Source organism: Gardnerella sp. c23Ub_4, from assembly GCF_055804115.1.
Genome location: NZ_JANUYO010000001.1, coordinates 595,645 through 620,556, shown reverse-complemented (window position 1 = coordinate 620,556; position 24,912 = coordinate 595,645). Strand labels below are relative to the sequence as shown.

12 protein-coding genes and 1 tRNA gene are annotated in these 24,912 nt (G+C 44.0%); 4 read left to right on the top strand and 9 right to left on the bottom strand.

The window, feature by feature from the left end; genetic code table 11:
• The first annotated feature begins 119 nt into the window (after positions 1–119).
• Positions 120–1,910: a UDP-N-acetylmuramoyl-L-alanyl-D-glutamate--2,6-diaminopimelate ligase gene (locus NYP67_RS02445; RefSeq protein ID WP_415695097.1), complete on the top strand. Its 1,791-nt coding sequence runs from the start codon at positions 120–122 to the stop codon at positions 1,908–1,910.
• An 18-nt stretch (positions 1,911–1,928) separates the two neighbouring features.
• On the opposite strand, the gene NYP67_RS02440 is transcribed toward NYP67_RS02445, so the two are convergent.
• Complete coding sequence (locus NYP67_RS02440; protein ID WP_032813196.1) at positions 1,929–3,383, bottom strand: bifunctional folylpolyglutamate synthase/dihydrofolate synthase; 1,455 nt, start codon at positions 3,381–3,383, stop codon at positions 1,929–1,931.
• Between the two features lie 349 nt (positions 3,384–3,732).
• Between NYP67_RS02440 and NYP67_RS02435 the strand changes: the two genes are divergently transcribed.
• Complete coding sequence (locus tag NYP67_RS02435; protein ID WP_128813936.1) at positions 3,733–4,449, top strand: ECF transporter S component; 717 nt, start codon at positions 3,733–3,735, stop codon at positions 4,447–4,449.
• A gap of 148 nt (positions 4,450–4,597) precedes the next feature.
• Positions 4,598–4,671: transfer RNA gene (locus NYP67_RS02430), tRNA-Ile, on the top strand.
• A 104-nt stretch (positions 4,672–4,775) separates the two neighbouring features.
• Here the strand turns inward: NYP67_RS02430 and NYP67_RS02425 are convergent.
• The 5 genes from NYP67_RS02425 to NYP67_RS02405 form a co-directional block, all read right to left on the bottom strand.
• Positions 4,776–5,672, bottom strand: a complete 897-nt coding sequence (locus NYP67_RS02425) for a carbohydrate kinase family protein (RefSeq protein WP_473411145.1) — start codon at positions 5,670–5,672, stop codon at positions 4,776–4,778.
• Positions 5,673–5,978: 306 nt separating this feature from the next.
• Positions 5,979–7,559 carry an aminopeptidase P family protein gene (locus NYP67_RS02420; protein WP_415704743.1) on the bottom strand — a complete coding sequence of 527 codons (1,581 nt, stop codon included), beginning with the start codon at positions 7,557–7,559 and terminating at the stop codon, positions 5,979–5,981.
• A gap of 132 nt (positions 7,560–7,691) precedes the next feature.
• Positions 7,692–10,304, bottom strand: coding sequence for an aminopeptidase N (gene pepN, locus NYP67_RS02415; protein ID WP_473410600.1), 2,613 nt, complete (start codon positions 10,302–10,304; stop codon positions 7,692–7,694).
• 115 nt (positions 10,305–10,419) lie between these two features.
• The gene (locus NYP67_RS02410) at positions 10,420–12,375 is read right to left on the bottom strand and encodes a ribonuclease J (RefSeq protein WP_473411144.1); all 1,956 of its coding nucleotides are present in this window, start codon (positions 12,373–12,375) and stop codon (positions 10,420–10,422) included.
• A gap of 195 nt (positions 12,376–12,570) precedes the next feature.
• Positions 12,571–12,714 carry a hypothetical protein gene (locus tag NYP67_RS02405; RefSeq protein ID WP_020973320.1) on the bottom strand — a complete coding sequence of 48 codons (144 nt, stop codon included), beginning with the start codon at positions 12,712–12,714 and terminating at the stop codon, positions 12,571–12,573.
• Positions 12,715–13,127: 413 nt separating this feature from the next.
• On the opposite strand from NYP67_RS02405, the gene NYP67_RS02400 reads away from it, so the two are divergent.
• Complete coding sequence (locus NYP67_RS02400) at positions 13,128–14,519, top strand: MFS transporter (RefSeq protein ID WP_473411143.1); 1,392 nt, start codon at positions 13,128–13,130, stop codon at positions 14,517–14,519.
• Positions 14,520–14,831: 312 nt separating this feature from the next.
• Here NYP67_RS02400 and NYP67_RS02395 read toward each other — a convergent pair whose 3' ends face one another.
• The 3 genes from NYP67_RS02395 to NYP67_RS02385 all read right to left on the bottom strand — a co-directional run bounded on the left by NYP67_RS02395 (position 14,832) and on the right by NYP67_RS02385 (position 24,831).
• Positions 14,832–15,512 carry a GNAT family N-acetyltransferase gene (locus tag NYP67_RS02395; RefSeq protein WP_101889707.1) on the bottom strand — a complete coding sequence of 227 codons (681 nt, stop codon included), beginning with the start codon at positions 15,510–15,512 and terminating at the stop codon, positions 14,832–14,834.
• Positions 15,513–15,599: 87 nt separating this feature from the next.
• Positions 15,600–19,862, bottom strand: coding sequence for an ATP-dependent DNA helicase (locus NYP67_RS02390; protein ID WP_473411142.1), 4,263 nt, complete (start codon positions 19,860–19,862; stop codon positions 15,600–15,602).
• Positions 19,852–24,831, bottom strand: a complete 4,980-nt coding sequence (locus tag NYP67_RS02385; RefSeq protein WP_473411141.1) for a PD-(D/E)XK nuclease family protein — start codon at positions 24,829–24,831, stop codon at positions 19,852–19,854. The genes NYP67_RS02390 and NYP67_RS02385 overlap by 11 nt, the downstream gene beginning before the upstream one ends.
• Between the last annotated feature and the right edge of the window lie 81 nt (positions 24,832–24,912).

Sequence of the window (24,912 nt, the reverse complement as noted above, 5' to 3'; positions counted from 1 at the left end):
ATTCTTGCACAATTTGCGCGCGAAAAAATCGCAAGCAGCCGCACGAATCAAATAAACACAACTAAAATAAAATCAACTAAAATAAAACGCAAATAACAAAAACAACACGGAAAAGCGAAATGTCTTTACAAAAATTATCTTTAGACGAAGCATGCAATATTTTGTTAAAGCAAAATCTTTTGCGAGAAATAATACAAAATAAAAGTGCGCAAAAACATGACGATTTAACGCACGAAAACGACCAAACTTGGTCAATAGATGCTAGCGATTTTAGTGCGCACTCAAAGCCGTACAGCCACATAACGTACGATTCGCGCGATATTAAGCCAAACACATTGCTTTTTATTAAGGGCAATTTTAAGCCAGAATACCTTAAAGACGCAGATAAAAATGGCTTAAACGCATACGTTGCTCAGGATTGCTACGCGGAATACACTAATGCGGTTGGATTGATTGTAACAGATGTTCATAAAGCTATGAGCTTACTTTCGGCAGCATTCTTTAACAATCCGCAAGAAAAGCTTACGACTATTGGCATTACGGGAACAAAAGGCAAAACAACCACAGCATACTTTACTCATGCTATTTTGAACGCACATTCTAATGGCAAAGCGGCGCTATTCTCTTCGGTAGACAATTGTTTAGATGGTAAAACATATGTTGAGTCGGACTTGACTACGCCAGAAAGCCTAGATGCATTTAGAATGATGAGCCAAGCCGTAGAAAATGGCATGAAATACCTTGTTATGGAAGTTTCGTCGCAAGCATACAAAGTCAACCGCGTGTATGGATTGCACTTTAATGTTGCGGCATTTTTGAACATTAGCCCAGATCACATAAGCCCAATCGAACACCCGACTTTTGAAGATTATTTGTATTGCAAGCGTCAAATCGTAAAAAATACGGATGCACTTGTGCTTAATGCGGATTGCGCGCATGCGGATTTGCTTCTTCAAGACGCAAAGCAAAATGGCGTAAAAGTCACGACTTTTTCCAGAATACACAAAGAAGAACTAGACGGAAACACTTGTAATTGCACAGAATGCAGCGATTATTCCGATATTCACCCTTACGAAAACAGCGAAAAATACCCAGAGCTTGTTTTGCCAAGATATGTAGCGATACCAGAGTTGCAAGAATCGCAAGAATCCGATGAATCGCAAGAATCGCAAGAATCGCAAGAATTACCAAGTTCGCAAGAGCATTGTATTGCGATTTTAGAAGGCGAAGCTAGCGAGTACGTAAATCAAGACATGCCTAATTACAGCGCTATAGACAAATTCAATCTAAAGATTGCTGGCGACTTTAACTACGAGAACGCCACTGCAGCAATCGCAATCGCAAACGCATTAAGCATAAATGAAAACACAGATCAAAAAGCCCTACATGCTATAGAAAACGTTCAAATATCGGGGCGAATGGAAGTCTTTAAAGACACAAAATCCAATACAGTTGCCATAGTTGATTACGCACACAACTACATTTCCACAAAATCTGTTGTCGACTTCGTATACGACAAATACGGTAACAATGATCTTAGAATCACGCTTGTAACAGGATCCACGGGAGACAAAGCCGTTGACAGGAGAAAAGAAATAGTTCAAGCCGCACAAGATCGAATCAACCAATTTGTGTTCACTCAAGAAGACACAAATGTCGAAGACGAAATGGACATTTGCAAATACATGCAATCTTGCGTAACCAATCCAAACGTTGAATCGCGAATTATTATAAACAGAGCTGAAGCTATTGAGTACAGTGTTGAAGAAGCAAGAAAAGATGCTAGAGAGAACAACAGACTAAACATAATACTTGCTATCGGAAAGGGCGACGAACGCTGGATAAAGGTGCACAACAAACATGTTCCTTACGAAGGAGATTCGTTTATTATTAAACGCTTATTTAGCTAATCACCTCTTTAGCTAAAGTCATTCCGCAAGATTTGGATGAATATTAGCGCGTTGATCTTTTGGCTTCTTTAAGTCTGGATTAACGCGCTCAATCAGCATAGTGCGCGCATCTCCTGCCGTAACAAAGCTGCCGCAAATCAGCACTCCGTGCCCATACCCCACTCCAAGCTCATCATCTTCGTCAACAAGATTCACTGCCGTTTGAATAGCGTCTGGAAGATCGTCAACGCGAATCACGCGATCTTTACCAAACACACCAATCGCAATCTTCTCTAAATCTTTAGGATCCATAACGCGGTCTCGCCAAGAGTTACGCGTAACAATAATCTTAGTTAAAATCGGCTCAAGCACACCCAAGTATTCTTCAACTTGCTTATCTGCCATCATTGCCACAACGCCAATAAGCTGCTCAAAATTATAGTTTTCTTCGATTGTTTTACGAAGCGACTCGGCAGCATTAACATTGTGACCGCCGTCAATAATAATCGTTGGAGAAGTACGCACTTGCTCAATTCGGCCAGGAACCTTAACTTGACTCAAAGCCTCGGCAACCAAATCGCCGTCTAAAGCGCCATTTACAGGAAGAACAACCTCCGCAGCAGCAAGCGCCGCCAACGCATTATGTGACTGATGTACACCAAACTTATCAATCGGCACATCTTCATAAGTGCCATTTGTAGTTCGCAAAGTGGCAACTTGACCGCCAACAGCTGGAGTGCGCGAAACAACCTCCAGCTCGCCGCTGCCGTCACTAAAGTCGCGTAAAAGCTTGGCATTATTGCGATTTGCCACCTCTTGAATAATCGGCAAAACCTGCGATTCGTGTGGCTGCGGCCCCAAAATCACAGTGCAATTTGGCTTAATAATGCCAGCCTTTGTGCGCGCAATCTCTTCAACCGTGTTTCCAAGCCATTGCATGTGGTCCATGTCTACAGGGCCAATAATCGCAGCATCCGCGTTCATAACATTAGTGGCGTCCCATTCGCCGCCCATGCCAACTTCCATCACAGCAACATCTACAGGAGCGTCAGCAAAGGCCCAAATCGCCATAGCTGTAAGCACTTCAAAAAAGCTCATTCGCGGCTTGCCATCAGCATCCATGCGAGCGTCAACCATGTTTATAATGTCTTTCATTTGATCAAACACGTCAACAAACTGGTCATCGCTAATTTCTTGGCCGTCAATCATAATTCGCTCATTTACACGTTGCAAATGCGGCGAAGTGTAAAGACCCGTGCGCAAACCGTACGCGCGGCAAATCGCCTCCGCCATGCGCGCCGTGGAGCCTTTGCCATTTGTGCCAGTAATGTGAATCACGTGCATCGATTGCTCTGGATGCCCCAAAATATCGAGGATTAAGCGCATTCTATCTAAATCAAGATTCGTCTTATTATGCTCTGGAGCGCGGCTCATAATATCTCGCTCAACGTCAACAATTCGCTCATTGGTGCGATTTGGATGTTCCATCGACATTTTGTGCTCCCATTTTTGATTTACGTTTTCGGATTTACGTTTTCGGATTTACGTTTCGCTCATTTTTCCAACTATCTAGATTAATAACTGTAGTGTTTTTGTACCTGATTTACGGCGTGTCGAGCAACAAAAAGCGGAAATAGCGTTTGCGTTGAATAATCGGTTTTATAGCGCGTTATAGATTTCTGCAATAATCAAAAACGTTACAAATCGCACAAAACTAGCGCATAAAGGCGTGTTAGTGGCGATTAAATGGTAAAGTACACGTTGGCGTTTCTGCCCAGGCTGCGTAGGTCGAGAAACGCTCAAAGAAATTACAATGCGCAGCAATCAATAGTTAGGAACACTAATGAGTGATATTCTAAGCAACGAATCCGCAAACAATCAAAGCGAAGAAAACGCACAATACTCCGCACAATCCGAAACTCCAATAACCGATAAGGCTCGTGCAAACGCAAATCCTGCACCAACAACAATCGCAAGTCTTAAATGGCGCGTTGCAGATATATCGCTCGGCGCCGCTCTAGCCGCCTTGTTTGGCATAATCTACTGGGGCTTTACCATTGTGTTCTTCTCCCAAATCTCCCCTATTTTGCGCACTGTTTTGCCTGGATTTGGCAGCATTTTGCACGGCGTTTGGTACATGTCTGGCCCGCTTGCACTCCTTTTAATCCGCAAGCCTGGTGCTGCAATTTACGTAAACGTTGTTGGTGCCGTGTTTGAGAACATTCTTGGCCAGCAATTCTCTGCGTTTATGGTTTTAGCTTCTGCCGCCTTGCAAGCCGTGTTTAGCGAGCTTCCTTTTGCTATCGCTCGCTACAAAAAGTACAATCTTACTTTAAGCGTAATTTCTGGCACGCTTACCGCTCTTGAATATGGTATTTACTTAATGTTTGTGGTCTACCAAGGAAAGAGCGCAAACTATCTTACAATTCACATGATTTGCGAACTTATAAGCGGCTTTGTGATTGCAGGCATTGTTCCTTGGCTTCTGTTCGTTGCAGTTCGTAAGACTGGAGCTTTGAGCAATTTTGCTTCTGGAAGAGACCAAGAAGTAGTAGCGTAGCTATTTGCTCTAAAGCTGCTTGCGACTTGTCTTGTGCGCACCCATGCGATTTTGCGTGCTAAACAACACGTTAATCGTAGTGTGTTAAACAGCGTGTTAAACGTTTATGGGTGTGTGCTAATCTAGTCGTTGCTAACTTTGTTAGCGTGGGGCTTTAGCTCAGTCGGTTAGAGCAACGGACTCATAATCCGTCGGTCCAGGGTTCAAGCCCCTGAGGCCCCACTAATAATCGCCTTAATGGCGTATAAAAAAGCTTCAACTCGTTTGAGTCTAGGAATTACCTAATTAATCTTACAAGTTGAAGCTTTTATTTATATTCTTGCAGCCTACAGTCCTGCTTTAGAAAGATAGTCTGGGATTTCGCTCGGGTACTCTGGCCACGCTCCTGCTTGAGTGCAAACGTACGCAGCAGTGTTGATTGCAGCACGATGCGCGTCTTTAAGCGAATCGCCAGCTAAAATCCTTGCAGTAAACGTGCCAGAGAATGAGTCTCCAGCACCAACCGTGTCGTTAACTTCCACATGAGGAGTTGGGTAGGTAGAGCTTTCGCCATTCTTAGTAAAGATTGCGCTAAAAGTAGATCCGCCAGTCAAAATCACGTAATCCAAACCATAGCGAGCTTGGAACCATTTGCAAGCCTCATTGTCGGAAGTTTCGCGAATATTGAACATATCTCTAAGAAGAAGCAGCTCGGAATCGTTAAGCTTAAAAACAGTTGCCTCTTTAAGAAGAGCGTCAATCAAATCCTTTGAATAATGATCGCTACGAATGTTTATGTCGAAGAACTTCATGGCGTTTGGCTTTGCATGCTTTAAAAGCTCCAAAACAGTATCGTGTGTTTCTTGCGATCTTAAGCTAAGAGTTCCAAAGCAAATCGCGTCTGCTTTGCTAACAAGATCCACAAGTTCGCGCGTATAAACAATATAATCCCACGCAATGTTTCGCACAATCGTGTACTCTGGAATGCCATTTCTAAGCGAAACATCTACCGTACTAGTTGGCCAAGCATTGCGCTGAATAACGTGCTTAATCCCTGCTTTTTCAACTTCTTCAACAAGTTCATTGCCAAGAGAATCTTCTCCAACAGCACTAATAACGTAGCTTTCTGCACCATTGCATTGCGCGTGATACGCAAAATTCGCTGGAGCACCTCCAACTCGTTTTCCTTGGGGAAGCAAATCCCAAAGTAGTTCTCCAAGTGAAAGAACGATTGGCTTAGTCATTGTATTCCTTTCGAGAGTATCGATGATTTTGGCTGCGACTCGTTAATCAACATCTTTATTGCAACAAGTCACATAAATGCATAAAACACAAATGTATAAAACGCATGAAACATATAAAGCATATGCAGCACACAAGCCACATAAGCCGCAATAAAGTAATGTTGTTATAACAACTAAGTGCTATAACAACATTATTGCGTAAAGATTAGATAATTAATTTAGATGATCTTAGATGATTCTAGATAATCCTAGATAATCCTAGATAATCCTAGACAATCTTAGACAATCCGTTTAGATAGCAGCACACTATTTAGCAGCGCGCTGAGCCATCCAAGCTTCAACATCTTCGATTTGCTTAGGAATATCGATAGAAAGCCATTCAGGACCATTCTCCGTCATCAAAACATCATCTTCAATGCGGATTCCGATTCCGCGCATTTCTGGCGGAAGCATAAGATCATTGGCAGCAAAGTACAAGCCAGGCTCGATTGTAAAAATCATTCCTGGAGTAATCTTCGCACCCTGATAAGCCTCGTAGCGAGCTTGAGCGCAATCGTGAACATCTAGACCCAAGTGGTGAGCAACACCACACGCATGCCAGCGACGATGCTGCTGACCTTGCGGAGAAAGCGATTCCTCAACGCTAACTTTTAGAATGCCCCACTCGTGCAAATGCTCTGCAAGCACGCGCATGCAAGCGTGGTGAATATCGCTGTAGGTAGCACCTGGCTTAGCAGCCTCAAAACCAGCTTGCTGAGCGTCGAGAACGCACTGGTAAAGCTTCTTTTGCAAATCCGTAAACTTGCCATTGGTTGGGAAAGTTCGCGTAATATCTGCTGTGTAAAGGCTGTTAACTTCTACGCCAGCGTCAATCAAAAGAAGATCACCGCTAGAAACCACGCCCGTGTTGCGCATCCAGTGCAAAATTGGAGCGTGCTTGCCAGAAGCAACAATTGTATCGTAGCCAACTTCGTTTCCAACTTCTCGAGCAACGGAGTTAAAAGCGCCTTCAATCATGCGTTCAGAATGATCCTTGCCCAAAGCTTGAGGCAAACGCGTAAGCATGCGATCAAAGCCTAACTTTGTAGCAGCAACAGCTTTGCGCATTTCGCAAATCTCGTAGGCATCTTTAAGCATTCGCGCTTCGGCAGCCACTTCGTGCAGCTTATCGTCTGCAGCAATGTTAGCATCTTCGTCGCTAAATCCACTCGCTTCTCTTAAAGCATCTACGCGCGCAGTTAGATCAGCATCCGACTCGCGCACAATTCGCACGCGCACGCTTTCGGCAGCGCTATTATCGTCGCTAACGTTTTTTGCAATCGCGTCGTCAAGCTCGGCAATATCGCGCGTTTCAATGCCAGTCATAGCCTTAAGCTCTTTAAGTCCTGCGCGAGGACCAACCCAGTATTCGCCGTAGTGTGGGTCTTTATAGAATGCTGCAGTGCTATTGTCTGCGCGAGGTGCCACAAAAAGCTGCGGAACGTGGGTTTTGCCCGCCGCTTCCTCTTCGCTGCCTGCTTGCACTGGCTCAAGCACAAGAACAGCGCCTGCCTCGTAATCCTGACCCAAGCCAGTGTAATATGCGAAAGTCGTGTCTGGCCTAAAAGCGTAGTCGCAATCGTTATTGCGCACTTTTGGCTGGCCTGCTGGAATAACAAGGCGCTCGCCTGGGAATCGCTTGCCAAGCGCCTCTAGACGCACTGGTGTGTATTTCGACGATTCAAGCGGTTCGATTTGAGGCTCCTGGTTATCCCAGCCGCTAGTCATAAACTCTTTAAAGGAATCGCTGTTTGGTCGCAAAGATCGATTGTTTACGCGGTCTTGCGCTTTTTGCGTACCATCCGCGTTTAGTTGCTCACCATGTATTGTTGGCGTTGATTGATGCATATCTTCTGCCATCTTGCGACTCCTTGAGTTTAATCTTAATCAACTTAATCTTAATCAACTTAGATTCAATCTACATTTCCCTATTTTCTTATTAGGAATGTACATTGAAAATTGCTATTTGATTGCAAAAAACTAGAGCGAAGCGTTGTAATGCTGCACTTTAAGCGTGCGTCGAGAAGAATCGAGCTTGCCGAGCACCATGCGCCGCAAAGCTTGATCCGCATCCTTATGCTCATCAAGCCAGCTTTGCCCGCGCTCAACCAACTCGTCTACATCCGCATAATTTGGATACAAGCCTTCAATCAAAGTTTCCGCCATATGGAATGTGCGATTCTTCCAAATCCACTCAACTTCCGCAAAGTAGCGCTCAACATAAGGCTTAACCAAATCGCCTTTAGCAGTGCTTGCAAATCCAGCAACCACAGCACCCATTTGCATATTAGTCAAATCAAGATTACGCAAAGCCTGTTCAAAAGCCCAATCCTTAGCTTCTGCAGTTGAGCGAGCAGCACGAGCCTGGTATGCGTATTCACGATTCTCGGTAGTATCGCGCTTTTTAAGTTCCGCGTCAATTCCAGCTTCGTCCAAAGCATTTACGCCTGCGAGCGCAATCAAAATGCTCCAACGCAAGTCGTTATCTATTTCCAAGCCTTCTAAGCTCACAGAACCGTCAAGCAATCCGTTAGCGATTTGTACAAACTCAGCATCTCCAACTTCGCCGTATCCAAGATAAGCCTTTAGCAACTGGAATTGCTCGTCGGAGCCTGCCGAAGCTGCCAAAGCCAACTGCCATAGTTCATGAGCAACATGCTTTGCGACTTCTGCTTGGCGCTCAGGCACCACGTAGTGGCTTGCAGTTACCTTTACTTGACCAAGAGCATAGCGGAAAGTCGTAGATTCGCGCTCAGTTGCCAAGGCCTTAAGGCTAAGCTCCACAAAGCGCTCTGCTGGGAATTCCGCGTCGCGAGTCATATCCCACAGTGCAAGCCAAATAAGAGAGCGCGTCAAAGAATCCTTAAAGCGGTAAAGATTTTCGGCAGCAAACTCAAGCGACTTTGCGTCAAAACGTAGCTTTGTGTAAGTCAAGTCGTCGTCGTTTACAAGAATAAGCGCAGGCCTTTGCAATCCGCGCGCTTCCGCCACTTCCGTCACTTCGCCATCAACATCTAGTTCGATTCGCTTTGTGCGCACAATCTCGCCACTTGCTTCGTCCACATTGTAGAATCCAACAGCCAAGCGATGCGCGCGCAAAACTGGATGCTCAACTGGGGCGCTCTGACGCAAACGCAAGGAAGCAATAGTACCGTCTTCAGCTTCTTCGACTTCTGTAGAAATCGTGTTAATTCCAGCCTTTTCAAGCCATTGCGCACTCCAAGACTTAAGATCGCGTCCGCTTGTAAGCTCCAACTCGTGCAACAAATCAGCCAAAGTTGCGTTACTATAAGCGTGCTTGCTCAAATAGTTGTGAATTCCTTCAAAGAACTTTTCGCGGCCAACATATGCTACAAGTTGCTTCAAAACAGAAGCGCCCTTTGCGTAAGTAATGCCGTCGAAGTTAACGGAAGTGTCGTTCAAATCGTTGATTGGAGCCACGATTGGATGCGTTGTTGGAAGCTGATCTTGATTAAGCGCCCAACTCTTTTCGCCAGAATTAAATGTGCTCCAAGCGTCGTGCCATTCGGTTGCTTCAGCCGTTGCAAGCGTAGACGTAAACTCAGCAAAAGACTCGTTGAGCCAAAGATCGTTCCACCACTTCATAGTTACGTAGTCGCCGAACCACATGTGTGCAAGCTCGTGCAAAACTGTTACAACGCGGCGCTCAGCATAAGCGTCTGTAACTTTGGACTCAAACACATATTGGTCGCGAATTGTAACCATACCAATGTTTTCCATAGCTCCAGCGTTGTATTCTGGCACGTAAATCTGATCGTACTTTGCGTACGGATATGGCACTCCCCAAGTCTTAGCGTAGAAAGCAAAGCCCTTCTTTGTAATGTCAAACAAGTAGTCAACATCTTTTGCAAAAGCGTCTTTAAGTGCCTGACGGCAGTACATTGCCATTGGAACTACGCGGCCGTCCTCATTGTTGTAAGACGTGTGCCATTCGGCGTAAGGACCTGCGCAAATCGCAGTTAAGTAGGAGCTCATTTTTGGAGTTGACTCAAACACCCAGCGCTTCATGCCTTCTACAGCGCCATTTTCCAAAGTGCCATCTTCCGTCTTGCGCCCTTCAATCGCAGTTTCGCTTTTAACTGGCATGTTGGAAGTAACAATCCAACTTTCTGGAGCATCCACACTAAAGTCAAAAACAGCCTTCAAATCTGGCTGGTCAAACACTGCATAAACGCGGCGAGCGTCTGGAACCTCAAATTGCGTGTAAAGGTAAACGTTGCCGTCGGAAGGATCAACGCTTCTGTGCAAGCCTTCGCCCGTGTTGGAATATTGGCAATTTGCTACAACTTCTACTGTGTTGTGCTCAGCCAAATTTGCAAGCTCGATGCGACTATCTGCAAAAACCTTAGAAACGTCAAGAGAAACGCCATTAAGCACAACGGATTCAACACTGTTTGCAATCAAATCGAGGAAGCTTGTTCCACCAACTTTTGCGCCAAACTCAATTTTTGTGTGCGACTTAAAATCGCGGCCACCCTTGCCTAAATCAAGTGCAACAGTGTAGTGAATTGGCATTTGGATAGCGCTAAAACGTTCCGCAGCTTCTACGCGAGTCAGATTTGCTCCTGGCATATTAACTTCCTTTTGTGTTTATTGTGTATTTACTTGTGTATTTATGGTGATTTTACTTTATTTATGATTTTTACGTGGCTCTTATCGCTTGACTAGTCCTTGACTAATCACTTGACTAATCCTTTTGCGCAAGATCCGCAACAACAGGCACAATCATTGGCTTTCTACGCAACGCGCGCGCAATCCAACTTCCAAGCGTTCTTCGCATAATCTGCTGAAGCTTGTGCGTGTCTTTCTCGCCGTGCATCATGGCATCTTGAAGCTGGAAAACAATCTGAGATCGAACCTTTTCAAAATCAGATTCGTCTTCTGCAACAGCATTCAAGTAAATCTTTGGACCTGCTACAACGTCTGCGCTATCTGTATTTACAACTACAAAACTAGACACAAAGCCTTCCGTACCAAGGATTCTGCGCTTTTCCAGCTCTTCGTCTGTAAGCTCTCCAACGGAATCGCCGTCAACGTACACGTATCCGCATGGAACAGAGCCAACAACAGCAGCATTTCCGTGGTACAAGTCCACAACATCGCCATCTTCTGCCAAAACAACATTCTTAGGGTCCACGCCCGTTTTAACAGCAATCAAACCGTTTGCAACAAGATGCCTGTGTTCTCCGTGGATTGGCATAGCGCACTTTGGCTTAACAATGTTGTACAAATAGAGCAACTCACCCTCGTTGCAATGACCAGATACGTGGATTGCAGCATTGTCTTTGTTGATTACGCGAGCGCCCATTTGCACAAGCTTGTTAATAACCTTATAAACTTCGTGCTCGTTTCCTGGAATTAGAGAGCTTGCAAGAATAACGGTATCGAACTCGTTAACTGTAATATCTTTGTGTATTCCGTCTGCGATTCGTCCAAGTGCTGCCATTGGCTCGCCTTGAGATCCTGTGCACATATAAACAAGCTTATCGTCTTGAATATCTTTTGCTTGCTTTAGATCTACAACAGTATTTTCTGGAATATGCAAGTAGCCAAGATCGGCCGCAATCGACATATTTCTAACCATTGATCGCCCAACAAACACCACTTTTCGACCATACTTGTGCGCAGCATCTACGACTTGCTGAACGCGGTGAACGTGGCTAGAGAAGCTTGCTACGATTATCTTGCGCGATGCGTTAGCAAACGCTTGATCCAAAGCCGGTCCAATAGTGGTTTCTGGCTTAACAAATCCTGGAATCTCAGCGTTTGTGGAATCAGCCATTAATAGGTCAATTCCTTGCTCGCCAAGCTTTCCGAATTCAACTAAATCAGTAAGCCTATGGTCTAGTGGAAGCTGATCTAACTTTATATCTCCAGTGTCTATAATCGTTCCCGCTGGCGTTTTTACGCATACAGCAAGAGCGTCTGGAATCGAGTGCGTTACGCTAATAAACTCCAAATTGTATGGGCCAACTTTTAGCTTTGAGCGGCCTTCTACCTGAATTGTTTTTGGCTTAATCTTGTGTTCTTCGCACTTTGCTTCAACAAACGCAAGAGTGAGCTTAGACCCGATTAGCGGAATATCTGGGCGCATTTTAAGCAAATACGGCACGCCGCCAATGTGGTCTTCGTGGCCGTGAGTTAAAACTAGCGCGTCTACTTTATCTAGTCTGTTTTGAATGTAGTGGAAGTCTGGCAAAATCAGATCCACGCCTGGCTGCTCTTCTTCTGGGAAAAGCACTCCGCAATCTATAAGCAAAATATGGCCGTTATATTCAATAACGTTCATATTTCGGCCAATTTCACCCAATCCACCAAGCGGAACGATTCGCATTGACCCCTTGCGATACTTTGGAGGCGCAACAAGCGCGCCCTCTCGCTGATCATTTACCACTGGCGGAAGCGCATTGTAAGTGGCTTTAGAGCTTTTAGGAGACTTAAATCCTTTAGATGCCCTACTCACCTTATTCGATTCAGAGTCTTTAGTTTTTTTAGTTTTTGTATTTTTATTTGTAGTTTTATTTTCTTTTTTCACAGTTTTTATTGACTTTTTATTGTTTATATCCGGGGATTGAGGAATTTTTACAGAGTCTACAATCTCTGCAAGAATCTTATCCGTCGATTGCGTCGTTGTATCACTCATCTGCTCTATTGTAGCGTTAAGCCTCAACGGATTTACAAAACTGCGACTTCGCGCGTGCAATAAAAAATGGCAATCACAAAAATACCGTCTTAAAAGGCTGCCTTACAAGGCTGTCTTAAAATGCCAACAAAAATGCCGCGAAAAATGAAAGTCAAAAATATTAAGCTAAATCTAGTGCTCTAGCACTCTAATACTCTAATGCTTGCCGTATTTTTTCCAAATCTTAATTCCAATACCAACAAGAACAACCACGATTGCAAAAATCATGGAGCCAAGTATTGCAGAACCCGATTGAGTGTTAGCGAATCCAGCTGCCGAGCAAATAAGTGAACCAAACATTTCTTGCCTTCCCAGTTTGTTTGAAACCTATAACACAATTCTACAATACTTTTCTTCAAAAGATAATCGCAAAAATAATCACGTCAATCGCGAGCGATTTTCCCGTGTTTGTTCCCAAAATCACCAAAAACGTAAACAAACACGGGCAAAAATAAACAAACATACGAAAGTATTCCCGCGTTTGTTCCCTATTTGACCCAAAATGTAAACAAACACGGGCAAAAATAAACAAACTCGGGAAAAACCTTCCGCATTTTGTACCAAATTTGACCCAATTTACGTACATTTCCGGGAAAAACAAAACAACATCGGCAAACTTTGACGCCATAATGTAGACTAGAAAGACACTCAAAAATCAATCATGTTAATCAAGTTAAACATGTTAAGCGCGTACAAATTTAAGGGAAGTGAATATGTCATCGAAATCGGCGCAGCCAAAGTCTTCGCCTATGTCAAACTACGTAAGATTGTTCTCATTCGAAGGAACACGAGCGTTTTGCATATCTGGAGCAATAGCAAGGCTGCCTATTTCGATGATGGGCTTAGGAATTGTTCTGGCATTAAACCACATCTATAATAATTGGACAATTGCAGGCACTATGAGCGCAGCATACGTGCTATCGCAAGCAGCCGTAACGCCATTATACGCAAAGCTTTTTGATAGATTTGGTCAAAGAAAAGTTGGAACACTTGCTCTAAGTGTGCAAGTTGTAGCTATGCTATCTTTTGCTTTTGCAGCACTAATACGTGTGCCATTGCCAATACTGTTTGCGCTTGCAATTTTAATGGGAGTTACACAATTTGCGTTCGGCGCGCTTGTTAGAACTCGCTGGGCATATACGCTTAAAAATCAAAGCGACGACACTCTGCTAAACGTTGCATACGCGCTGGAATCTGGAATCGACGAGATTGTGTTCATTTTTGGACCAATTCTTGCTGCATGGCTTGCCACTAGCGTTCACCCTGTATCTCAGCTTTTTGTGCCAGTTCTAGCAAGCGGACTAGGCGGAGCATGGTTCTTATCGCTTAAAAACACACAGCCTGCGGTTGTTAAAATTGTGCAAGTAGAAAGCGCACCCGCAAATGATGAAGATGTGCGAGTCGCGCTAGAAAATGGCCCTTACACAGCAAGTGAGGACTCATCGAAAAATGGCAAGAAACTAATCGCAAAAAATCTTAGAGATAGGCTTTCGCTAAAACAGCTGAGGAACACAAATCGCAAAAACAAGCCAAAAAACGTGCTTCTTTACCGCGGAATCATACCGCTTGTTGTTATGTTCCTTGTTTTTAACATGAGTTTTAGCGCCTTTGACGTATCTGTTACAGCAGCAATGCGCGCGCAAGGATTAGACAAACTGATTGGCTTGCAACTTGCGCTGTTTGCATGCGGGTCTTTAGTTGGAGCCGTTATTTTTGGCTCGCATAAATTCCGCGGATCCAACTGGTCTCATCTAATCGTGTTTCTAAGCCTGCTTACTATTGGCTTTATTCTTATGAACATTAACATAGATAGACTTGTGCTTCTAAGCATTTTTGAGCTTTTAAGTGGATTATGCGTTTCGCCGATTTTTGCAACTGGAAACCTTATTGTTAAAGACACAATTCCCGAGCATTCGCTTACTGAAGGATTATCGTGGCTTCCAACAGCATCCGCGACTGGCGCCTCGCTTGGATCCATGGTTGCGGGATTTGCGATTGACGCTTGGAGTTCGCGCGGCGGAATGATGGTTCCGTGGATTTCTACGCTTGTTGCGATTCCAATCGCGTCAATTGGGTGGATTATTGTAACGCGCAAGCGCAGTTAATTTGCGCAATCAACCTTCCGCATTTTGTACGCGCGACGACCTGCCTGAGCACTTAGAGCGTAGCGTGCGAGGGCAATTCGGAGCGCTGAGCCGCTCAAGGCAGAAGCATTGCTTCTGCGCTGCAAAGCGCTTTGACTGAGCTTGAAGTTGCATAACGCATTTCAAGCTCCTTCAAAGCGTGATTTGGCTCAAATGTAAAGTCCAGTGGACTTTACATGCCAAATCAGCCGAGCGGCTACTAATAGCCGCGAGGAATAGCGCGCTTAGACCGCGCGAACGATTGGCCAAATTTGGTACAAAAAGCGGAGTTAATCAACGCGATTGATGCGTGCGTCTGGTGCGGTTTACAAACGGCTCGCCCGAGTATATGTACAAGTCCTCAACAAGGTCTTTTACGCGATCCGCATACTTTTCGTGATCTTTTTTAGCCCACGTAGCATCTCGCCTAAGCCCGTGATAATCGTAAAAACTAACATCGCAAGCCGTGTCTGTGTGCAAAAAGTAGCGGTTCACTCCACGGCTGCGCAAATGTTGCATTGTGCGCTTCCACAATCCGCCGCCGACTCCGTGCCCACGAGCGTCTGGAGAAACAATAAAAAGCTCCAACTCTGCCTGAGTCAAGTCGTTTATGTGGCTCATCGCCTCCAACTTGCGCTCAATCTGGCCCATGCCAATCGCAGAATCCAGCGCTTTTGCGTGCAAAGAATCGTCTTTGCTAGACATCTTTGCCTCTTGCTCTTCTAGCATCTTTTGAACTTGCTTAAACAGCACCTTATCTCCGTACACGCGCGCAAGCAAAAGTCCCATAAATTTGCCGTTTATTGTTGCAACAGTTCCGTACGTAGAAGGCTCCAAATAGTGAAGAACAAATCGCCTAGAAAGATTGCGCGAAGCGTCTGCTCCAACAGCATTCGCAATCCCCCATGTGCGCTCGTATTCCTCTACGATTGCGTCAATGTCGTTAATTTTAACTGGACGAAACTCAACCGTCATTTTGTCCTTCTTTTACTTTTACTAACTTAACTTTTACTAACTTAAATCGGCTTATGCTCTACTTTTAGATTACCAAATACGTTGATTCTAAAAAGACGCCTCGCTCAAAATCTCGTCACGAGTTTTGCACAACGCGTGAATCTCGCGATTTTCCGCACGCGCCTCGCTAACGTAGTAAAGAGTGGCGTCAATGCAGCTTAAATCAACGTTTGTAGCGCGCGCAAGCAGTAGCCTATACCAGTCAAGCTGCTCAAGTTTTAGGCGAATATCTTCCGCACTTTTTGGCCGCTTACCCGTCTTCCAATCAACGATTGTGTAGAGTTTTGATTCGTCGTTAGCGTCTAATCCTCCTGCAAAAACAGCATCCAAAGTGCCGTTGATGATTCTATTTGCAAACTCCGTATTATCGACTTGCATTAAAATCGGCATTTCTGCAGCAAGCGGCACTCGTTTTGCCCAACGCGATTCTATAAGCCGTTGCTTCCATTGATTTAGTGCGCAACTTTGAGAATCCGAATCCTTGCGATTCTGATTAAACTCGTAAAGCAAATCTTTGCGATCTTGAGGAATAAATTGCTCATCCAGCAAAGTGCCATTTTTTACAATAGTACGCCACTTAGCGCACTCGGATGCACTAGAAGACACTGCCGAATCCACAAATTGCTGCGCCCACGCGTGGAATTTTGTACCGAGATTTGCATCCATCGACGAAACGGACGGAATTGGGCGAATGCAAGCCAATAGATTGTTGTAAACTCGATCGTTTGCGCGCGCGCTAGCGTTTGCGTTTGCGTTTACATCAGGCGCAACTTTGCTTATTTTTTGCAAAGACGTTACGTTAAGCCTAGATCCGTTGGAAATCTTTTCCACCTTTTTTGCTAAGTCTTCTAGAGAATAATCGCCAGCGTTTTGCGATGTTAAATCGGCGTCTTGAACAAACGCTTTTGCGCGGTAATAAAGCGATTTTTGATGTGATATTAAGGAAGATTCGCCATCGGCATTGCCACTAAAATCACCATTAAAATCTTCACTTTTAACATCTTCACTCCTAACAAGCTTTGCAGATTCTTGAAGCGCATTTTCTACATCTTCACTCAAAGCACAAGGCCATTCGAGCACGCTTTCTTTAGCGTGCGAATCGCTTTGAACTTTAATTTTCCCAAAATCTTTAGCAAACTCATGCGCAAAATCGCCTGCAATAAATCCAAAAACGTCTTCACTGGAATCATCAGAATTACTAGAATCCACAGAATCCACAGAATCGCCAGAATTTTCCGCCTCGCATCTTTTAACCTCAATCACACCATTAAGCGACTTTATAGCTTCCATAGACTCCTTAAGAAACACCGAAGCTGCACGCTTTCGCCCATTTTCTTCCGAATCTCCCGAATTTGCTGAGCCAGTTAAAAGCGCTGCAAACTTTGCGCGCGTAAGAGCAACGTACATAAGGTGACGCTCGTCCATGTGAAGCTGGATTCCGCGCTCCTCACTTTGCGTAAATGGCATAAAATCAACGCTTTGCTGGGATTTATACGTGTTATACACGCGGCGCGTTTCTTCACTCAAAAAATCGCCAGAATCCGAAGAACCAGAATCCGAAGAATCGCAAGAATCCACCTCTTCAACAGCCTGCGCAAAATCGCACAAAGCTTTGATTCTATCTGGCTTAACCTCGTCAAAAATCTTTTGCACACTATCCAAATCTTGCATTGCTTTTTCTGGGTGCATTGCCTCCGCGCGCGTGACTGCATGCGGAAAATGCGGCAAAATGTTAGCATCCACGCGCAACGCAGAAGGCACGCTTGCAGCAAACTCAATCGGTATGCGAGCGCTTGCCTGCCCATTATCATCAACTTTTAGAGAATCTCCTTGATTACTTGGAAAAGCGCCATCATTTAGCCCAACTACAGCAACTGCTGGCCATTGCAAACCTTTTGATTGGTGAACTGTCATTAAAACAACTTGCGCGCTATTTTGCTCTGTTCCCGAAGCTTGCGAATCAAGCGTTTTTGCTGAGTCAATCCAGCTTATTAGTCCGCGCAAGCTAACATCTTGCCACTCGCCCATCTCTTGCACATACGTTTCTACAATCGCGTTTAGCGAATCTAGAACATTGTGCATGTCGTTAAGCATTGTTTGATTGCTAAAATCCTTGTATTTTAAGGCCGCTCCAACAGCGCTATCAATGTCTACGTTAAGCGCTTCAACAGCCGATTGCATAACGCTTGTTAGAGAATTTCTTTGCACGCGATCAACTTTATTTAGGATTTTACTAAGTCGATTTACGGCAGCAAATGCATGTGCGCTCAGCTTTTCTCGCATTTGGCTAACCCAATAATCGCCAGCAACCGCAGAATCGCCAGCAGCCGCAGACTTACCGAAATCGCCAGAATACCCACTCGCGCCAAAATCGCCAAAATCGCGCATAATCAAATCCGCTAAATACACTCCGCCATAAATATTTATGACTTGCGCCGATATTTCCCCACTATTTGCCTTATTTCTAAGATTGCGAACGGCAGAATCCCACTGGCTTCTAGGCAATCCCTCCTCAACAAGCCCAGCCGATGCATACACGTTGTAAAGATATTCCGTATTCGCACTATTTGCGATTGATGCCAATGTGCTCAAATCCGCGGTAGATAGCGCAAAACGAGGAGCGGCAAGAAGACGCATAAGCGAATTCGAGTCACTATGGTCTTGAATCACTCTTAGCAAACTCAAAACGTCTTTAACTGCAGGCTTTTCAATAATCGAAGAGTAGCCAACTATGCTTGTGCGAATCCCAGCATCCTCCAGTTTTTGAGCATATTGTGGCATTTTTGCTTTACTTCTAAAAAGAATCGCAAGTTGCGGCTCGAGCGGATTTTCGCCATATTTTTCAACGATTTTCTTAGCGAATCGCACAACTGCATCAATTTCTTCGCCTTGATTTGGCATAAATAACGCACCAACAGTGCCATTTTGCGCATCCTCTTTAGGCTTTAAGGTTTCCACTTGCACTTCGCGATCGTCAATGCTGCTAAACCTACGACTTGCGTTTTGCGTTGAAGTATCGCCATTTTCTACGCGCATTGGCTCGGTTAGCGCGTTTGCAACTTTTAGTATAAACAGCGAATTTCTGCGCGTAACAGTTAGCGAATATTTGTTTTGCGCGCTTATGTTAAAGTCTTGTTCAAACTTGCAAAAAGCTCCAGTTGAAGCGCCTCTAAACGAGTAGATTGCTTGGAACGGGTCGCCTACTGCCATAACATGCGCGCGATTCCCCTCTGCAGCAGCATTACCATAAAACAGCGTATTTATAAGCATTGCTTGCGTTGTAGAAGTATCTTGATACTCATCTAAAAGAACTTGCGAATATTGATTCCTGTATTGCGCACAAATCGAAGGAAAATGCGTAACCAAATAGTAAGCTGCAATAGTAAAATCGCTAAATTGCGCCATGTTTACGCGCTTTTTTTCGGCGTCAAATTGTAAAACAAGATCTAGCAAAATGTCTCGTTTTAGGCAAGCGTTGTATAGATTTATGCAAAATTGCAAGCACGAATCATCCCAATATTTTTCGTAACTTTTACACGCATCCTTAAATTTTTCTGCAGACGCTTTCTCCACGTCTTGCTCACTCATTCCAGCTGTTTTTTTGACTTTTTTGTATTTTGGAATTGCTGGAGCTTTTGCGCTTAGTGGCGATTCTACTTTTTTATCTGCAATAACGTTTTTTAAGTGTTTTGCAAACTCATTATTCCACTCGCGTATTTTTTGAACAGCTTGAGGCACGCTTGAGCACGTTGCGCCTACACTATCTACTCCAATCATCGAGCACGATATTTCGGAGCAAAGATTAATAACATCCGCACACAAAGTGTCAAAATTGTATAGCTTACTTAAATTTTTAGCATTATTTTGTGGATTATCTAAATATTTTCCGATTATACTTTTTATGATTTCCATCGCGCCAGCATCGCTTAATGGCATTGTGTTTTGATTAAAGCCAACCAAAAGCCCATATCTTCTTACGATTGATTGAAAGAACGCGTCGTACGTCATAACTTCTGGCTTTAAGAATGACTTTGCGCCATTTGCGCCGCTTGCACTAACCTCCGCAGAAACGCGACTTAGCAATTCCGCAGCCGCCTTGTTTGTAAACGTTAATCCCAATATGGACTCTGGCGGAACTTTGCTTTTAATTAAATGTATTACGCGACGAGTCATAGTGTATGTTTTGCCGCTACCAGCTCCAGCAACTATTAGCACGTCTTGATTAATCGGCGCTTCTATAACGTTTTTTTGCTCTAAACTTGGACCACTATTAGGCGTGGATTTTACGGCGCTAACGTTGTTATTGCTCATTTTTACCTTCAATCACTTCGTAAACAGTGTCCACTTTTTCCGCACACGCAGGGCAAACGTCTAAACATCTACAATAATTTTTATGATCCGCTTTTGGCTCTACAGCAAAACTTGTTGACTTAACAGCAGCAGCGGCAAAAAATACGCGAGATATCATCATAAGCGACCATTTTGCGCGCATTGGCAATTTCACAAAATCCGCCCACGCACTTTGACTTACGCCTTGCGCAGGATTTTGCTCATCAATACTTGGAAGATCGTAAAGTCGATTATTGTTAGAATATCTGTAACGACTTATGATTTCACTAGCGCTTAACGATCCATCTTCGTCAAACAGCGAAGGCTGACAAATATTCTCCGCAACACCATTATCTTGCGCAGGAGAATCCTTGTACACAACGTGGAACAGCGCACTTCGCGCGATTTTTGTGTGCTTAAGCTTTAGCAATTGCTCATAATCTTTGTTGTTTTCGGAGCAAAAAACAATTCCTAGTTGATAGCAAATAAGTTGCAAATCATTAAAAACTTGCTGTGTTTTAGGAACTTTTCCTGTTTTATAGTCGATTAGGCGAATTTGTTGCGTGTTGTCGTTTAACTTTCTAAGTTCCATGCGGTCAATTCGCCCCTGGATTCTAACGCGCAAATCGCATGAACCGCCATTAGGCCATCCGCCTACCAAAAATCCCATTATTGAATAAAGATCTTCCAAGCTTGTTTGCGATTTAGCAGCAAGATTGTACGCGTTTAGAATATCGTCAAAGCCAAAAGTGGCGTTTATTGGGCACTCGCAATAAGCTTCCTCGAGGCTTCCCAAAGGAACGTCTGCAATAGTCGGTTTAGCTGTTTTTGACTTTTCGGGTGCAGGCAGAATCTTTGTTATAACACCATCTTCGTCTTTTTGCACAAGAATCGGGTAATTTTGACCGTTTAGCGAGCCTACAAAATATTGAGAAATCGTGTAAAGCGCGCGGCGAACATTCAAATCGTTTTTTATAAAACGGTAGCGGTCTTTTACGTTAGAAATACTAGAATCACTCGGGCAAATCGAATAATAATGCTCAATCATCTTATTTGCAACGTCATCAATCGCCTTTTTTTGCAAAGCACTAAACGAATCAAACGAAAAATCAAAGTCCGCAGATTCCTGCGCGCGAGTGCCAACAAACCCACTAACAAATGCTCGAAGCTGTGGGTAGTTTTTGCGCAAATAATCGTTGTCTAAATGCTCATCTTGACTTGCCCACCTTGCAGTTTCGTGAATAAGCGTACCGAATTGTGCTGCCGTGCTTCCTACGGCAGGCCCCGCAAATTTACTCTCCAAAAGGCAACAAACTGGGCAAGACCAAAGTTTATCTACCATTGAAGGAGATAGAGTTACAAGAGTTTTATTAGTGGAGGATTTTTCTTGTGACTTTTCTTGCGATTTTTCTTGCGACTTTAGTGGCGATTCTTCTTGCAATTCTGCGGTTGCTTGCGATTCTTGTGTTTCAGAATCAATCGCAGAATCAATCGCAGAATCGTAATTTTTACGCATAAAATCCCAATTATCTGGATTTGCTGCATCAACTCCGTTGTTTTTTAACAGATTTAACGCATTTAACGCATCTTGAATCGTAGGATTTTGCGCCAAACTATCGCTATTCTTAGAGCCAGACTCCTGTTTAGCAAGCGTAATTCTAGACGCGCAAACAAGACCTCTTGCATCGGCATCAACCGCCGCAAAATCGCCACAAAAATCTGTGTAGTCACAACTTCCGTCTTGATTTCTCCAATAAATCTCTGGCAAATAGTAGTACAAAAAGTCCGAAGGAACGCAATCATCACTATTAACCGCACTTATGCAAAGATGCTTGCGAGCGCGCGTAATTGCCATTAGCAAGCTGCGCTGTTCGCCAGTAAAAATCGCTTGCTTATCACTTACGCAAATGCCATTAGGATTTTTAGAATACGCGTCAAAAAAGTACGTTATATCTCCACTTTCTCCACTTTCTCCACTTAAAATCCTGCTATTTAGCACAATATCAACAAGCGTTTCCGAAGCAAACATAGTGCTTCTAGCGGCAGTATTCGGCCAAACTCGCTGCTGAACCGCAGGAATCCACACGTAATCCCACGTTCTTCCAACCGAGCCAGAAGGCGTTGTAAGAGTCACAGCGTCTGGAAGAGGCGCCACGCTTGCAAGCGAATCCGCTTCGATTTCCATTTGGCGAACTTGATCAATAAACTCCACGATTGTTGGAGCAGCCGAGACTCCATTAGGCGTCTGCTGGCCTTGTGAGACTGTATACGAGAACGAATCCGCGTACTCAAAAAGACGCATTGCAGCATCTAGCCTATCGTTTGCCGCGCGGCCTTCATCACTATTACTAAGCGCTTGAATTTGCCACTTTTTAGCGCAATTGCAAAGATTCCAAGCCTTGCTTAAAACGTAGCTAACTTGATTTTCTCCGCTGTTTTTAACTTTTTCAAGGTTATTTTTTAGATTTTTAGAAAGTCTTAGAACAATATTAAACACGCGCATCAACGCACGCATATGAACACTGTTTGGGCGCATTTTTTGCAAAACAGAAAAGATTTCTGTAGATTTTACGCCTTGATTCTCTTCGTTTTCTGAATCACCTAAATCGCCAGAATCCGCAGAGCAGCCGTCAATAAGCGCCTTAAGAATCAAAAGATAACACGACTCAATGCTAAATTGCGTGCTATTTGCGTTTGGTTGCGCGCTAAAAACGCGATTGTCAACCGTAACGCTTGCGCTTTCAATCGCAGATGGCTCGTTTGCGCCTAAAAGGCGATTGCTAAGCGCTTTCCATTGCTCTATAAGACCGTGTAATGGCGAATTTTCTCCGCTTGCATTTGCACCGTTCGCCTTTGCACCGTTCGCCTTTGCACCACTTGCATTTGCGCCTGAAATCACTTCGCTAAGTGAACAAATTGAGCGCATAAGAGAATCAACAGCCGCCAAATCCGCGCAATTGTAATCGCCAGAATCCACAAGCGGACTTTCCAAAACGGTCTTTATTCTAGAGCGAACAAAATGTGCAATCGAATAAAGCGTGTAATTACCCGAATGCACGCTTTTTGCTAAATCATCAACACTTTTTTGACTAAATTGCGCTAACTCAATAATCGCAAAAAGCGCTTTAATAAACGGCTCGTCTCTAAGCGCGCGCGTGACGCTCGAGTAGCGCACAGGAACACCGTCTTTTCTAAGACGCTCGCCAAACGCGCGAACTGTTGCATTATCGTGCGCAATTAAAGCCATGTTTTTCCAAGGAATCTTATTGTCTAGATGAGCGCGCTTTATTTGCCAAATAACGCAATCCATCTCTTGGCTAGGAGTTCTGTACAAATCGCCAGAAACCGAAGAATTTTCTGTTTTTTGCGAATTTAATTCGATTTTTTCTATAGGAAAAGCACCTTGAATATTGGCCATTTTCCAAGCCCTGCGGGCGATAGGCGTTTGCGTTGGCATAAGCGAAGCAATCGAAAGAGAAACGCGCGCAGAAAAAAGATTTAGCGCAATTGAGCGATCTGAATGGTTTAGAAAATCGTGTATATTTTGCGATTCTTTGCGCTTTACATCTTGCGACGCCTGTTTTGCAAAATCTTCGCCAAATCCTTCGACTTTATAATCGCAAATTTTAGAAACAGCAGCTTGCATAACGCCATTTTGCGCCGATTCAACAACGTAATCTGGGTACGATCCGCGGAATGATTGCACGGATTCGTCGGGATTTGCCGTTAAAACAATTCTCACGCCCAAGCGCGCTAGCGACTCAAGAAAAGCCAAACCAGCAAGCGTTACGTCGTGAAAATCGTCAACAACCAGCATGTGCGGAAGGAAGAGTTTAAGAGCGTAAAACTCAAGTGAAGAATCGCAAGCCGCCGAAGATTCATTAGCACTATCGCAATGTAAATTATTAAAAATATCGTTCAAAATTTGAACGCCACTTGCCAAAAGCCTAGAAGAATCAAGCCTAAAAGCGTTTGGATACTTTTTGCGCACGCAATCCGCATACTCGCTTCTAAGAGCAAAAGCCAAATTCCATTGAGTTCTAATGCGGCTAACAATAATAGACGATACAAAATCTGAGTTAACGCTAAGCTGCGAGTCCAAACTGTTCAGCATATTTTTTTCCGCAAAGTCGCTTACAATGCCCATCTCGTCTAAGCGCGCGAGCATATCTCGAAGTTGGTGAATAAAAGCGCTATTTACAGAGATGTTAGAGATGTAATTAGAATCGAGCGAATCATGTGAATCGAATGAATTGCTAGAATTATGCAAATCGCTAAAATCATGCGAATCGCTAAAGTTAGGCGAATCCTCGCTATTTTGCGCGTTTTGTAATTTAGAAATTGTGTAAATCCAAGAATTTTTAGACGAATCGCTAGAAGAATCTTTAGAAGAAGAATCTTTAGAATAGTCGCTAGCAAAATACTCGCTAAAAAGAGCGCAAACTCGGCACTTGCCACTATCGCCTTGCAAAACGTGATTAACGTGTACGCGCACAACTTCACGAAGAAGAGCATCTTGCTCAGCGCCATTAAGCAACTTAGGTGCAGGCATGCCAAAAAGCTTGTTTCGCGCGGAAATCAAACTAAACGCAAGCGCGGAAAGTGTGCCAACTGGGCGCGATTGATGCGAAACACCCAAGTTTTGAATCACGTAATCCGACATTCGTGCAGCTGTAGAGCGATTTTGAGCAGCAGCAACAGCCATATCACCACGAATAGCATTTTTTAGCAAAAGCTGTGCAGCGCGATTATTGAGCGAGCAAGGCGAATCAGATGCCGCGCTCCAATCAAAACGCAAACCCAAAAGCAACGCGCTAAGCGCAAAGCTTGACTTGCCAGCGTTCGGTGCTCCAAAAACAAGCAAAACATTGGTGTTGCGTTCATGCGCGTTTTTAAGAGTGCCATTTAGCAACGATTGAACAGCAGCCAGCGCAGAATCTTCCGTACACATAAACACAATTCTATCAACTGGCTTAGTTTGTATGTAACTTTGTAGTGCGTTTGTACCAAAAAATGCCCAAATTAGATACAA